At 38.4% G+C, this 14,163-nt stretch carries 13 protein-coding genes; 2 read left to right on the plus strand and 11 right to left on the minus strand.

Annotation, left to right across the window (positions count from 1 at the left end; translation table 11 throughout):
* Nucleotides 1-339: 339 nt before the first annotated feature.
* Nucleotides 340-819: a 23S rRNA (pseudouridine(1915)-N(3))-methyltransferase RlmH gene (rlmH, locus tag ACTNEP_RS16180; RefSeq protein ID WP_441163027.1), complete on the minus strand. Its 480-nt coding sequence runs from the start codon at nucleotides 817-819 to the stop codon at nucleotides 340-342.
* A gap of 159 nt (nucleotides 820-978) precedes the next feature.
* Here rlmH and ACTNEP_RS16185 point away from each other — a divergent pair, with 159 nt between their 5' ends.
* Together ACTNEP_RS16185 and mgrA are read left to right on the plus strand one after the other, a co-directional pair.
* Nucleotides 979-1,338, plus strand: a complete 360-nt coding sequence (locus ACTNEP_RS16185) for a Lin0512 family protein (RefSeq protein ID WP_441163028.1) — start codon at nucleotides 979-981, stop codon at nucleotides 1,336-1,338.
* Between the two features lie 20 nt (nucleotides 1,339-1,358).
* Nucleotides 1,359-2,351: an L-glyceraldehyde 3-phosphate reductase gene (mgrA, locus tag ACTNEP_RS16190; RefSeq protein ID WP_441163029.1), complete on the plus strand. Its 993-nt coding sequence runs from the start codon at nucleotides 1,359-1,361 to the stop codon at nucleotides 2,349-2,351.
* 117 nt (nucleotides 2,352-2,468) lie between these two features.
* Here mgrA and ACTNEP_RS16195 read toward each other — a convergent pair whose 3' ends face one another.
* From ACTNEP_RS16195 to walK, 10 genes are all read right to left on the minus strand, one after another.
* A complete protein-coding gene (locus ACTNEP_RS16195; RefSeq protein ID WP_441163030.1) occupies nucleotides 2,469-3,671 on the minus strand; it encodes a Ger(x)C family spore germination protein in 1,203 nt (400 codons plus the stop codon).
* Nucleotides 3,668-4,771: a GerAB/ArcD/ProY family transporter gene (locus ACTNEP_RS16200; RefSeq protein ID WP_441163031.1), complete on the minus strand. Its 1,104-nt coding sequence runs from the start codon at nucleotides 4,769-4,771 to the stop codon at nucleotides 3,668-3,670. The genes ACTNEP_RS16195 and ACTNEP_RS16200 overlap by 4 nt, the downstream gene beginning before the upstream one ends.
* Nucleotides 4,764-6,125: a spore germination protein gene (locus tag ACTNEP_RS16205; protein WP_441163032.1), complete on the minus strand. Its 1,362-nt coding sequence runs from the start codon at nucleotides 6,123-6,125 to the stop codon at nucleotides 4,764-4,766. Before ACTNEP_RS16205 ends, ACTNEP_RS16200 begins: the two co-directional genes overlap by 8 nt.
* On the minus strand, nucleotides 6,044-6,373 hold the full coding sequence (locus ACTNEP_RS16210) for a hypothetical protein (RefSeq protein ID WP_441163033.1): 330 nt from the start codon (nucleotides 6,371-6,373) through the stop codon (nucleotides 6,044-6,046). Before ACTNEP_RS16210 ends, ACTNEP_RS16205 begins: the two co-directional genes overlap by 82 nt.
* 329 nt (nucleotides 6,374-6,702) lie before the next feature.
* Nucleotides 6,703-7,662, minus strand: a complete 960-nt coding sequence (gene manA, locus ACTNEP_RS16215) for a mannose-6-phosphate isomerase, class I (RefSeq protein ID WP_441163034.1) — start codon at nucleotides 7,660-7,662, stop codon at nucleotides 6,703-6,705.
* Nucleotides 7,663-7,985: 323 nt separating this feature from the next.
* Nucleotides 7,986-9,218 (minus strand): S1C family serine protease, encoded by a 1,233-nt coding sequence (locus tag ACTNEP_RS16220; protein ID WP_441163035.1) that lies wholly within the window; start codon nucleotides 9,216-9,218, stop codon nucleotides 7,986-7,988.
* A gap of 21 nt (nucleotides 9,219-9,239) precedes the next feature.
* A complete protein-coding gene (locus ACTNEP_RS16225; RefSeq protein ID WP_441163036.1) occupies nucleotides 9,240-10,037 on the minus strand; it encodes an MBL fold metallo-hydrolase in 798 nt (265 codons plus the stop codon).
* Nucleotide 10,038: 1 nt separating this feature from the next.
* A complete protein-coding gene (locus tag ACTNEP_RS16230; RefSeq protein ID WP_441163037.1) occupies nucleotides 10,039-10,980 on the minus strand; it encodes a two-component system regulatory protein YycI in 942 nt (313 codons plus the stop codon).
* Nucleotides 10,961-12,334: a YycH family regulatory protein gene (locus ACTNEP_RS16235; RefSeq protein ID WP_441163038.1), complete on the minus strand. Its 1,374-nt coding sequence runs from the start codon at nucleotides 12,332-12,334 to the stop codon at nucleotides 10,961-10,963. Before ACTNEP_RS16235 ends, ACTNEP_RS16230 begins: the two co-directional genes overlap by 20 nt.
* Nucleotides 12,331-14,157 (minus strand): cell wall metabolism sensor histidine kinase WalK, encoded by a 1,827-nt coding sequence (walK, locus tag ACTNEP_RS16240; RefSeq protein WP_441163039.1) that lies wholly within the window; start codon nucleotides 14,155-14,157, stop codon nucleotides 12,331-12,333. The genes ACTNEP_RS16235 and walK overlap by 4 nt, the downstream gene beginning before the upstream one ends.
* Between the last annotated feature and the right edge of the window lie 6 nt (nucleotides 14,158-14,163).

Consider the following 14,163-nt stretch of genomic DNA (forward strand, 5'->3'; position numbering starts at 1 on the left):
AATGAGATTATAATACAATTAGGATCTATCGATTCAAAAGTAATCCAACCAGATTTGATTGAAAATTTACTGAAAAAATTCTTATCAGTATATAGGAAGACATCTAGGGAAAATAAAAAACAATTACTTCAGTTGTTAATCGATAATATCTCAATCAAGCAAATAGATAAATCTAGAACCATAAAAAACATAGAACTTGAATTTGATTTTACTGAACTGAATATATCGAAAACCTTTATACTAATCCACTTGTTGTATCGAGAAACGGATAATGAACATACATTTTCAATACCCGCTTCCGATAAAGAATTACCACCTTATCTACAACAGTTTTTGCCTCTATTTGTGGTACGGTTCCCCCTTCATAATCCGAAACCCCCGATAAACCTGCTCCAACAAAACCAACCGCATCAACTGATGAGGAAATGTCATCTTAGAAAAAGACAACGCATAGTCACTACGATCTGTCACTTCCTTACTCAACCCTAATGATCCACCAATAACAAAAACAATTTTACTTTTGCCATGAATCATTAATTGCTCTATTTTTTCGGCAAATTTCTCGGTGGTTGGCATTTGACCCATTATTTCCAGGGAAATAACGTAAGCGTCTGGGGAAATTTTCGACAGGATTCGTTCTCCCTCTTTTCGCTTTACTTCCTCTTGTTCCGCTTCACTCATATTCTCTGGAGCCTTCTCATCTGGCACTTCGATTATTTCCATGTTGGCATAAGCGCTCAATCTTTTCATATACTCTTGTATACCCAGTTTTAAATATTTCTCTTTTAATTTTCCTACCGCTATTATCGTGATCTTCATCTATTTCACCCTTCCGAAGCCTATCCATAATACTATTTTACCAAATTCATCAAGCTGATACTAATTGTTCTTAATTGATTTACGAATCAATTTACCTTAACATAAATAATAAGCATAATGACATCTTAGTATCTAACAACACTATTTGGAGGCGATTTCATGGAGAAAATCATATTTGTTGAAACAGGGACTGGAATCGATGTACATGGACAAAATGTGACCAAAGCCTGCCTTCGCGCTGTAGAAAATGCCATTCATTACAATTCCATGCCAGGTATTGCAGATTACCTGCCGGAAAACAACCTTCATAATATGAAAGTGAATGTAAGACTAGCCGTTCCAATGGACAAAGATCAAGTAGATATTGAACTAGTCAAAAAAGAAATACCATATGGAACAGTGACAGTAGAAGTGATGGATGGTGGAATGGCGACGACATCAGGTATCATTCTCGAAGATAAAGAAGATAAGAATGATCTGATGTATATTGTCAATGCAGCTGTAGAAGTAGGCTATTAAACTTATAGGGAGGAATGTGAATGACGTTTATTGCGAATCCAAAACGTTACCATGAAATTCCGTATCACCGCTGTGGCAGCTCCGGTATCCAGCTTCCAGCCATCTCCTTTGGTCTGTGGAACAACTTCGGGGGCGAGGATACATTAGAAAACCAACGCAGAATGTTGATGAAGGCTTTTGATTTAGGTATTACCCACTTTGACCTCGCCAATAATTATGGTCCACCACCAGGAGCAGCAGAGAAAAACTTTGGCCGTATTTTGAAAGAGGACTTTTCCAGCTATCGGGATGAAATGATTATCTCGACGAAAGCAGGATTCAGAATGTGGGATGGTCCTTATGGTGATTGGGGATCTCGTAAGTATTTGATCTCTAGTCTCGACCAAAGCTTACAGCGAATGAACCTCGATTATGTCGATATATTCTACCACCACCGTCCTGATCCAGAGACACCGCTTGAGGAAACAATGGCTGCTCTCGATCAAATCGTCCGACAAGGAAAAGCACTATACGTCGGTATCTCCAACTATGACGCCGAACAAACAAAACAAGCAATTGATATTCTTAAAGCACAAGGGACACCTTTTATCATTCATCAAGCCGCTTATTCTATGCTTGATCGTACCATCGAAAATGGCTTAACCGATGTCCTTCATGAACATGGTATTGGCTGTATCGCCTATGTACCATTAGCACAAGGACTATTAACGAACAAATACTTAAACGGCATTCCAAAAGATTCTCGTGCCGCAAAGGAATTTATACCATTCTTAAATGAACGAGATGTCTCCTCGGATAAGCTCCAGAAGATTCAAGCATTAAATGCTATTGCCCAGGAGCGTGGACAAAGCTTAGCGCAAATGGCACTTGTCTGGGTCCTACAGGAGAAATCTGTTGTATCTGCCTTAATTGGCGCAAGTCGTGTTAGTCAAATCGAGGAAAATGTCAAAGCATTAGCCAATACTTCCTTTACCCAAGAAGAACTCGATGCCATTAATGACATTCTAAACTAAAGAGAGTAAAACCCTATAGTCGTAAACACTGTAAAGCGTCTACCTATAGGGTCCTTTTTATGGAATGATGCAAGCTATCCACTAAAAATAAGGGGCGCCTTATCAGCCTTATGCAATTTAATTCCATTTCGCTCCTGTATGCTTCAATTGGTAATCAAATGCTAGGCTAACCTCCATTTCTTGATACAACTCCGTCCAATCGCCGTTGTTTTGCACATTCTCGCGCCAAAAAGCGGGATGCTCCGCTTTTATTCTCGCTCCTAACCCGAAGATGTCTGAACCATTCTCTTGTATCTGCTGGAAGGCTTTATCAGCAATCTCTTTCGTAACTTTCTCTGCTTCTTTCTCCAATTCATCAAAATGTTCTTGGGTCAAATGATTCCCTTTTACTTCTTCACTAATATCGGCATCTATCTTCACTTGAATATCAGCTACTGGCTTTCCCTCTGTTACATGAACATTTATGTTGGAATTGCGATATAAAGCTTCTACCATATAGACAGCTTCATCATTTGGTAGCGAAACAGGAAAACTGTAACCTCCCGGGTTAATACCGAGAACAGCCATATATACCCCAACTTCGATAGCAGACAGTTTATCAATCATTTTGTCATCTTTAAAATAAGTTAACCCATCGATAATAACTCGATCGCCATTCCTTTGCTGAACAGATGGGAGAATCGCATCTCGCCCCTCTGTCGATAAATTGGTCCAATATTTCCCTAAATGTATTCTTGGAAATTTACCGAATCGCACCGCATTATCAAGAGTGTCTGATAAATATAAAGCTGGTACGCTTTCTACGGGTGGAGAAGTATTTAGTACCTCCTTGGCATTGTTTCCACCGACGACCATCCAGGATGTTCTTCTTACTTCTGGATTCCGCTTGAAGTAGTCATTAATATCGCTCACACCTCTTTTGGCAACATCCTCTGATATGACGATAACCTGCAAATGCCCTAGATATAGTGTTTCAGCTAATTGCTGTTGTAAATTAGTCATTGCATCCTTGATACTATGACCAACTATTTCGATCATCCAGGCATTTTTTTGTGCTCCTCCCTCCCCTTCTACTCCCTCTGGTCCAAGCTTAATTTTACCTGGAAGTGCAATTTGAGCAGTCATTTTTACATATTCTTCATTTTCAACCTCTGGATAATTACTTTCCTTATGGTTTGCTTCATCCTCTTGAGCCATCTCGCTTTCTTCTGCTATATCTATTGCCAACCCAATAATATTGGCACGCTCCTCTAGCTCATATCGATCCCAGCATCCTGTTAATAATACAAGCATCAAGCCTGATAACAACAGCTTCTTCATGCTGCTTGCCCCCTTTTGCCTCGAATCTTCGCAATAATTAGAGCAATGAACGGATAGGCAAGTATCGCCAAAAGTCCATAATTTGTGGTGACAATAATGTAATCATACATTTTGTAAATATCCTCTGGATAAATGGCGATGCCAAAAGCGATCGGTGCACAGATAATGGCTACCACACGATAGTGATGGAACCGTAATAATTCACAAATTCCTCTAACAATTAGAAAATAATAGGATAACAGAGTCGTAAACACACTAAATATCCAGGATGTTAATAATATCGCATCTATTCTGGAAAGGAGATTGCCTGGGATATCTATGGTTCTGCCAAGTTCAAGAGTTGGCCAGATTGTTTCTAAAATCTCACTTTCTCCTAATGTTCCAATAATCATCACAACGACGAACATCACGATAATGGCAGCAATCCAATAGCCAAGCATTGCACTTTTTAAGCTTTGCTGAGGTTCTTTCATAAACGGGATAACCATGCCAATGACAATAAAATTACCTATTGCCGATAGGGTAACGATTGCCCCTGCTGTAATATTGGCAAATGTCAGCTGATCCCCTAGGATTGGCAGTAGATTGTAATATTCCATATCCTTAAATGCAGGAAGTATAATAATGATGATCGGCATAATAATTAATGGTAAATAAAAAAAATGCAAATTAGCAAAAGTAGATGCTGACTGATAGCTAGTAGTTACACATAGGGCAATCATAATAATGATCGCAACTTGAATGGGCGTATTGGGTAATACCGATCCTTGAATTGCTTCGGCATAATGTCTTGTTTCCAAGCTAAACATTACTAAAAACACAAGAATAATCAAACAACTGATAGCTTTACCAAGTATCGATCCAAATACCATCTCATTGTATCCAATCAATGTATTTTTCGGGAATCTCTTTCCTAAGATGACAATACATAGTAAGCTTACAAACCCGAAGATAATGCCTGTTAAACTGGCAAAAGGTGTTCCTGAGCCTGTATGTTCCGCCACAAACCGGGCAAATGATAAGATCGAGACGCCGATCATGGTACTGATAATAATAAAGGCTAATTGCAAATTAGACACATAATCTCTTTTCTTACTCATTGGATCCCTCTTTCTTTCCTTTAGCAAGAGGATTTGTTGGTCCTTCTTTGACTCCACTATCAACCCTGATTGTATCCTGTGGGTAAAGTTCGGCTGGTCTTGTCGTTAACCAGCGTAAAGGGAATCGAATGATGGTATCCTTAAATCCTTGTTTATCCCAAGGCGCCATAGGAGTAAGATAGGAAACACCGAAAGAACGCAAAGAAACCATGTGATTGGCAATAAACATTAAACCTACTGCCAGACCAAGTAAACCGATAAAACCCGAAAGGATAATTAACGGGAACTTCAATAAACGAAATGTAATAGCTGCATTATAAGAGGGTGTCGCAAAAGAGCATATCGTAGACAAGGCGATAATTACCACCGTTATTGGACTGACAAAGCCCGCTGCAACAGCTGCTTCACCAATAACGAGGACACCCACGATCGATAAGGCACCACCAACCGGCTGTGGCATCCTTACCGTTGCTTCCCTTAATATTTCCATGGAAAACTCCAATATTAAAACCTCTAAAACAACTGGAAGTGGTATCCCCGCACGTCCACTTGCAGCAGCAACGATAAAATCTGCTGGTATCATTTCAGGATGAAAAGATAAAACCGTTATATAAAAAGCCGAAAAAACAAGGGAAAAGATCAAAGCACATAATCTAATAAAACGGACCATACTGGTGGTCACAGTTCTTTCATTATAATCTTCACTCGTTTGAAAGAACTGATTAAACGTAATAGGAAGTAATAATGCAAATGGGGAACCATCCACCAAGATAACGATTCTTCCTTCTAGAATATTGGCAACAGCTTTATCTGGTCGCTCGGTATTTTGTACTTGTGGAAATGGGGAGCGAGGATTATCCTGAATAAATTGCTCCACATAGCCAGCATCCAAGATTCGGTCTATTTTAATATCTTTTATTCTTTTCGTTACCTCTTCCTTTAGTGAGCTGTCTATGACATTTTCCAGATAACAAATAGATATTTTTGTTTTGGTTCTTTCTCCTACTTCATGGGATTCGACACGGAATTCTGGAACAGGAAGCCGATAACGCAACAAGGATATATTAGCTTGTAATTGTTCAATAAAACCGTCTCTCGGTCCTCTAACGACACGTTCCGTTTCTGGCTGTGTGATCGCTCTTTTTTCAGGCTGGTAGGTGTCAAAAGCTAGAAAATCCTGCTCCCCATCAACTAAAATGACCGCTTTACCTCTTAATAGCGCATTTAACAAATTGCTTAAGCCACTTTTCTGCTCTCCTTCTGAATAATAAACTACCTCTTCCAGCAATATCTGCATGAAAGATGAAGGGGTTGTTTTTTGTATTTTCTTTTGTAGTTTATTTGCTTTTTGCAACGATTGATAATATCCCGGTTAATTTTTTCCTTATTCGCTAAACTATTGATAAAGAAGGCCATTGCAGGTATTTCACCAAATAGAGAAAAGGGACGACTCGTGAAATCTATGTCATTTTTAAAAATCTGTTTGATTGTTTTTTCATTGTCCTTCAGATTCTTGGAAAGCTGCTGTGTTTGAGATGCGCTTAGTAACTCACTTTCAGGTAACTGTCTTCGCTTGGCAAGCTTCTTTCTTCTAAATTTCACAAGTCTCCCTCCTTTGTCCTTGTCTTCTTGATGCTTAGTATGAACCGTTCAAGTAGCTAATATGCTAAGCTTAGAAAATATTATAACGAAATTGGACAGTTAACTTATTTATTAAACAAATCATGGCTCTCCACCTGAGGATTTGTTTATTATCTATTTTTATTAAACAAATCCTCGCTCCTCAACTGATGATTTGTTCATTATCTCCTTTTATCCAACAAATCCTCGCTCGCCATCAAAGGATTTGTTGAATATCGTCCTTTCTTGATTTTTTCCAACAAATAAAAAAGGAATTCCTTCTGATCAGAGGAATTCCTTTACTTATTAGTTTAAGATGTATGGGACACGATAAAGCTTGCATCGCCTTCTAATTTATAATGGTTAATAGTAGCTGGAATAATGAAATGATCGCCTTTTTTGATGTTGTGTGTGTGATCGTTAGTCGTGATAGTTGCTTCCCCTTCTATGATGCTGACTTGCAGGAAGTCTGTTGACCTTTCCAGTTCTACTTCACCATTTAAATCCCAATGATAAACGGTGAAATATGTTTCTTCCACTAATTTTTTTTCTGTTAACCCTTGTTTTTCGTTAATCTCCTCGGTTAACTGCGGTGTTTGATGTGGAACAGTTGTCACTTCTTTTGCTTCTTGCAAATGTAATTCTCTCGTATTACCTGCGGCGTCTGTTCGATCATAATCATACACTCGATAGGTAATATCTGAGCTTTGCTGTGTTTCTAAAATGACGATTCCTTTACCGATGGCGTGGATCGTTCCGCTTGGAACATAGACAAAATCTCCGGCTTTCACTTTCACACGACGTAATAAATCATCCCATTTGCCTTGGTCAATCATTGCTACTAATTCTTCTTTTGTTTGTGCGTGATGGCCGATGATTAACTCGGCATCTTCCTCCGCACTTAATACATACCAGCATTCTGTTTTTCCATAGGCTTCATTCACTACTTCTCGCGCATATTGATCATCTGGATGCACTTGTACAGAAAGATTGTCATTCGCATCCAAGATTTTAATTAACAGTGGATAAGCTTCCTCGTTATCCACAGGCTTATTAAATAAGTCACCATGGTTTTTCCACGCATCTAATAATGTTTGGCCCTTCAAGTCACCATTGATGATTTTACTCGGTCCATTTTCATGCGCCGATATCGCCCATGCTTCACCTGTTTTCTCATATGGTATGGTGTAATGAAACTCTGTATGTAATTTCTGGCCTCCCCAAATACGTTCTTGGAATATTGGTTGAAGGAAAATTGGTTCTTGATACATAACATAGACTCTCCCTTAGCTTTTCTTTAAGTTTACTTCCTAAAAGATACTACCTTCTACAGCTAAAATCAATCGATATTAGCTTTTTTATCCACAATTTTGTTCACAATACACGAATTTTAGCATTTATTCACACCTTAACAGCGATATCGAACAGGTTATCCACAAATTTATCAACATACTCACATTTTTTGAATATATATCGTATAGGAATTTATGTTCTACACCATATCTAGACATTTATCCATAATTATATCCACAAGATGTGAATAACTAACAAAAAATGTGGATAAAAACTTGCACAAGCTCTTACCCACATTGATTTAGTATGCTAAAGATGTTAATTCTATTGTTACTTGGTTCTGTTCACCATCACGGTAGTACGTAATTGTTAATTCATCCCCGACGGCTTTCTCTGAGTAAAGGTGTTTTCGTAAATCCACAATATCTTCAATTGGTTCTCCATCAAGCTCGGTAATAACATCGTATGGCTCTAAGCCACCATTTTCAGCTGGTGACAATGGTTCTACATTTCGTATATAAATGCCACCTTCTACATTATCTGGTAGGTTTAAACTGCGCTCCCATTCTACTCTTGCGATATCATGTAAAGAGTATGCTTCAATACCTAAATAAGCTCTCATAATTTCCCCATCACGCTCTAATTCTTCCATAACAGGGATCGCATCATCAATTGGGATCGCAAAGCCGATACCTTCTACCGCAGATTCAGCGATTTTCATCGAGTTAATACCGATTAACTGTCCTTCCATATTCAATAAGGCGCCACCGCTATTACCAGGGTTGATCGCAGCATCTGTCTGGATAACCTCTGCTTGCCAATCTGCACGGCCATCCATATTAAAATCTTGTGGTATTGCCCGTTGTTTCCCGCTGATGATTCCTTGAGTGACCGAACCAGATAAATGGAGACCTAATGGATTACCAATCGCAATCGCAGGCTCTCCTACGTGAACATCATCCGATCGTCCGATTTCGATAACTTGATTGGCATAGCTTGCATCCATTTCAATGATCGCTAAATCTGTGTACAAATCACTGCCAATTAGATTCGCTTCTACTTGTGTCTCATCTGACAGGACGATTTCTACTTGATCTGCCCCTTGAATAACATGGTGATTGGTTACAATCAATGCTCTGTCGCCTTCGATCTTATAAATAACCCCAGAGCCTGTTCCGAATTCACCTGCTTCCTCTTGCTGCCAAAAATTAGACTGGCTTTGAACATTCACGACGCCTACCACTGCCGGCGACACCTCGGCCACTATTTCTGAAATTCTTGTGGAGATATCCACCTGCACATTACGAACATCTGATGGTTGTAAATCCTGTCCTCGATTATCTGATTGATGCAAATTGGTGTCGGTATTACCACCTACTATTACTTGATACGGTAAAAGATTATTTCTTACTAATGATGGCAGTAATACGGCAAACAGAAAAGCACCTAAAACGAGACCGACGATAAACGGCATCAGCCAGTTTCTTTTCTTTGGTGTTTGTCTTGACCCGTAATGGCTATCATAATAGCCCATTACTTCACCTTCTTTCCTGACTTATACTACTTCATAAATAGGTGTCGGTGTTCTTGGATCTGTATCATGCAACGTGACGTGATCACCGACCGTGAAACCATAATCATTCAAACCATTTGCTACTGACATTCTCGCTAAATCCTTCATATTATTATCTTTGCTTAAATGTGCTAAATAAATACGTTTTGTTTCATTATCGATGATATCCTTTAGTGCAACCGCACAGTCTTCATTGGAAACATGGCCACTATCTCCTAATATCCGTCTTTTTACACTCCATGGATAACGACCCATTCTGAGCATTTCCACATCGTGATTTGCTTCAAAAATTAAAGCATTTGCTCCTTGTACGGTTTTCTTAATTCGCTCTGAAACATAACCTAAATCAGTTACCAGTGCTACTTTCTTACCGTTGTGGTGGAAGGTATAGAACATTGGCTCTGCAGCGTCATGCGAAACGGCAAAAGATTCGACATCCATGTCTCCAAAGGTTTTGGTTTCTTCCATGTTAAATACAAATTTCTGATCAAGCTCGATTTTACCGATGGCACCTTCCATTGCTTTCCATGTTTTTTCATTGGCATAAATCGGCAAGTTATATTTTCTAGCAAAAATGCCTAAGCCTTTGATATGGTCACTATGTTCATGAGTCACTAATATCTTGGAAAGACTGTGGGGATCCACATTGATTTCCGAAAATAATCGCGTCATTTCTTTGCCACTCAATCCTGCATCTACTAAAATCTTCTCTTTTTCCGTTCCTATATAAAAAGCATTCCCAGTACTTCCTGATGCTAGTACACTAAAATGTAACGTCATCTTACTCCACTCCATTTACTTCTACTTCTAGTTCATTGTTTAATAGCTCTTCTAGGAATAAATCGATTTCCTCTTCATCCCATTCTTCATCTATTTCCTCAATTATTGCGGTACTGTCATCGGCAAAATAGTCAGCGATTTGGAACTTCATTTCGTCAATGAATTCCTTCGTATTTCTATATGTTAAATGACTTTCGATTGCATTGACATAAAAATAGCTCTCTTCATTTGTTTCAAATTCCCACGTTGGTGCCAGTACTTGTACTCCGTTTGGTAAAGGAAGTAAGTTATGGTAGCCTAGTGTTACTTCTTTCGTAATTTCATCTCCGGAAGTAATAAAACCCTCATTAAAATATAATCCGGTCAGCGCCTCAAAAGGTGTATTAATCTCCTCTGGATTCGGTTGGTCTTCTGTTTTTTCCAGGATGGTTTGTATATACCTTGTTACTTCTTCCTCTTCGTTCACTTGGACCAATAGAACCCCACTTAGATTGAAATAAATCGGACGGTCTATTTCTTGGAAGAAAATATACGTATTAGAAGCCTCATCTTTTCCAAAGTATTGATATTGCTCAAACTGCCATATATTCTCTGCTAATGCTTGTGGATTTTCTTCCACATTAATCGCTAATGGATTCTCAAAATTAGACAAAAGCAGGTGACCATCAATTACAAGGCTTTTCTGATTCGGTAAGGCGGCAATTTCTGTTAGCTCTACATCAGAAAATACTTTACGTTCTGCGTATAACATCGCTTCCTCTGCTGGTGACTCTGCTGGTAGATGGTTTAAGCCGTTCACATTATTACGGACATTCTCTTCTATTGGAAAGTCCTCGGTATACTCGTATTCCGTATTTGGATTATTAATATAGTGATGTAATAGGAAAATATCAAGGATAAGGAAACAAAGAATGAACAGTGTTTTAATTTGGCCCCATTGCATTTGTTTCCCCTCCTTGTGTAACAGGATTAGCATCACTTGTTACATATTGCCAACCTGAGTAAGTCTCGATACACCATGTAGGTATTAAATCAAATACCTGACCGCCAGCTTGCTGTTCAATTCGATAACCTAATTGAATATCGACTATCTCATTAAAGGAAAAACGATCAGATTGCTCAAGATAATCAACTAATTGTTCACCAGTCATTAGATTAGTCGTTGCACGATCATAAGAGAACGTTAATTGCATTAATGGCCGGCTGTATTGATATTCCGCTAGGTTTTGATACACGACAGAGATCGTGGATAAACCTTCTTTAGAGAATATCGGGAAATTTTGATACATCATTCGATATTCTACTATATTCGAAATTTCATTTAAGTTATATAAGCGATACTGAATATCCTGATCAACTAGCCACCCGTCATGTCTATTAATATAATCAATCGAACTTGTAACTAGATAATCACTCCAATTACTTGCTGTTTCTGGTAAGTTTTCTGACTCCCGACGATTTTCAGATGTGGAGAAATCCGTATATTCCATTGCATACCCTTTTACCACTACTTCACGTTGACCGTCGCTATATACCTGACCACCTTCTGAGTTTGGCGAGCTTGCGATGGTCGAAGGATTACGGAAAAAGATATTTTGAAAGTTGGTAGAATCTGCATTTATCACTTCATAACGGAATTTTTTACCTAAAATATTACTCTCACCATTTGGTATATATACTTTCCGCTCATTAGCAAGTTCAACCTCTACGTACTGAATAAAGTCATTCACTAATTGCGTACGATTGAAGTACTCCACCACTTCAGCTATGTTTTGCACACTTGCTTGAATATCAATGCCATTTTGGTCACTATTCTTGAATACTATTTGCTGATTAGCTCTATTTGGATCAATCAGAATATAAATACTCTTGAACTTACTATCAATTAACATCGTATCATCCGTCGTAAAAATTTCATTAATAATGGACGATGGAATAGAGGTCGGAAAGATAATTTCTATACTTTGCGCTGTTTCATTGATAGTAACCTCTTCATCCTCCGGAATCATGGAAAAATCATACAATTGCCATTCCGTAATATCTTGAAAAACTTCTAGCTCAAGCCCTTTCTCACTGAAGCCAGATAGTTCTCCATTATCATGAAAGACAATTTGTGATGGTTGTACCAAATTTTTCTTTGTTTGATCTGTTCCATTTAATTGAGCATCTGTTACTAAATCACTGCTAGAAGGCTCATAATCTCCTTGATATGTCCAAATTCCCAATGTTAACAATAAGCTTAATGAAACTAAGAAAATAAGTAATATAGTCTTAATCATCTCAAAATCTATTTTCATTTTTTACTACCTCGCTTTCGCTTCGTGAGCGGTAGCGTGAAATAAATGGTCGTTCCTTGTCCCTCTTTACTGGAAGCCCATATATGACCGTGATGTGCTTCAATTATTTCCTTGGAAATAGCTAGACCTAGACCAGTTCCACCTAATTCTCTTGAACGTGCTTTATCCACACGATAAAAACGTTCAAAAATCTTGTCGACTTTTTCCCTGGCAATACCTAATCCCTGGTCACTAATGCTAATCCGCAGTCGATTGCGTTCTTTCACAACCTGGAATGTAATTTTTCCACCTTCTGGGGAATACTTAATCGCATTCGACATAATATTATCTGTCACTTGCGTAATTTTATCTTGATCTACCCAGACATAAATGCGCTCATTTGGTATCTTTCGCTCAAAATCGATTAATTCTGTCTTATTCATTTCAAACCGATCCAAAATGTGATGGAAAACTGGAATAATATCGATTTTCTTTTTGTACATCGCACTTTCTTTATGATCCATCTTTGACAATTGTAATAAGTCATTTACTAAACGAATCATTCGTTCTGTCTCGTTTTGTGTAACTTGTAAAAATTGTGGTGCTAGCTCTTTATCTTCCCATGCACCACCATCAGTTAATGCTTCCAGATAACTTCGCATCGTTGTTAGTGGTGTTCTTAATTCATGGGATACATTCGAAACGAATTCTTTCCGTTCTCTGTCTACTTTTTCCTGTTCTGTTACATCACTAATAACGGTAATAAGTCCATTAAAGTTACCATCTTCATCTTCTACAATCGAAAAGTTAGCTTTGATTAGAAACAATTGGTCTTCTTCACTGAAGTCGATTGTTAAGGAGCCTACTTCTTCTAATTCCTTGACATCAATTACTTTCTCTTCTACCTGTAAAACTTCTGCAAGTGGCTGACCCTTCGCTTCATGTAAAGACATACCGATTAAGTGCGTCGCAGGGTCATTCATTAACGTTATCTTCCCTGTTTCATCCGTAGCGATTACACCGTCAGACATATTGGAGAGAACAGAGCTTAACTTTCTGCGCTCCTCTTCTGTCGTTTGATTGGCTAGCTTTAACCGGTCGTTCATATCGTTAAAGGTCATCGCTAATTGGCCAATTTCATCCTGGCCATATACATTTACCTTCTTCGAAAAGTCTCCTCGCGCCATCCCCATCGCTTGTTTACGCATTTCCGTTATCGGCTTGGTGATGGTTCGAGCGACCAGAATACCTAAGACAATCGATACAATAACAGCTAGTATAGTCCCATTTAAGAAGATTTGATTAATCTCCTGTAATTGGTCATACACTTCCTCAATCGATGCTTCAGAATAAATTGCTCCTACAGCGACATCACCATTCATAATAGGTAGAGTGCGTACAAATACGCGATCGGAAGAATATTTATTTCTTCTAGTATCCTCGTCTGGTTGCCCATGTAACAAAGCAAGACGAATACTGCTATTTCCTGATATCTTTTTTCCGACCATATCGATTCTATTAGCACCTAAGACACGGAACTGTGAGTCGATTACTTGTAAGTCAGAAAAAATCTCACTCGAATATCTCGATGTGATATCACGAACTTCTTCTTGCAATGTCGGTCCTTCTCCATCATCTGATCGCTCTTTGCGAAATGCTTCCTCTAAATTCGTTACTAGTACCTGTAATCGATCATCGACATTTTCCTTATGACTTTCCAACAGTCTGTTTTCTAATTGCTGGCCAAAATAAGTACCAATTACTTGGATAGCTAATAATAGAAATAGCGTAAGAATGACGATAATCTTTAACCGGATTGATTGAAAAAAGCTAACTTGATTCATGTAACA

The organism is Gracilibacillus sp. HCP3S3_G5_2, from assembly GCF_052063305.1.
GTDB lineage: Bacteria > Bacillota > Bacilli > Bacillales > Amphibacillaceae > Gracilibacillus.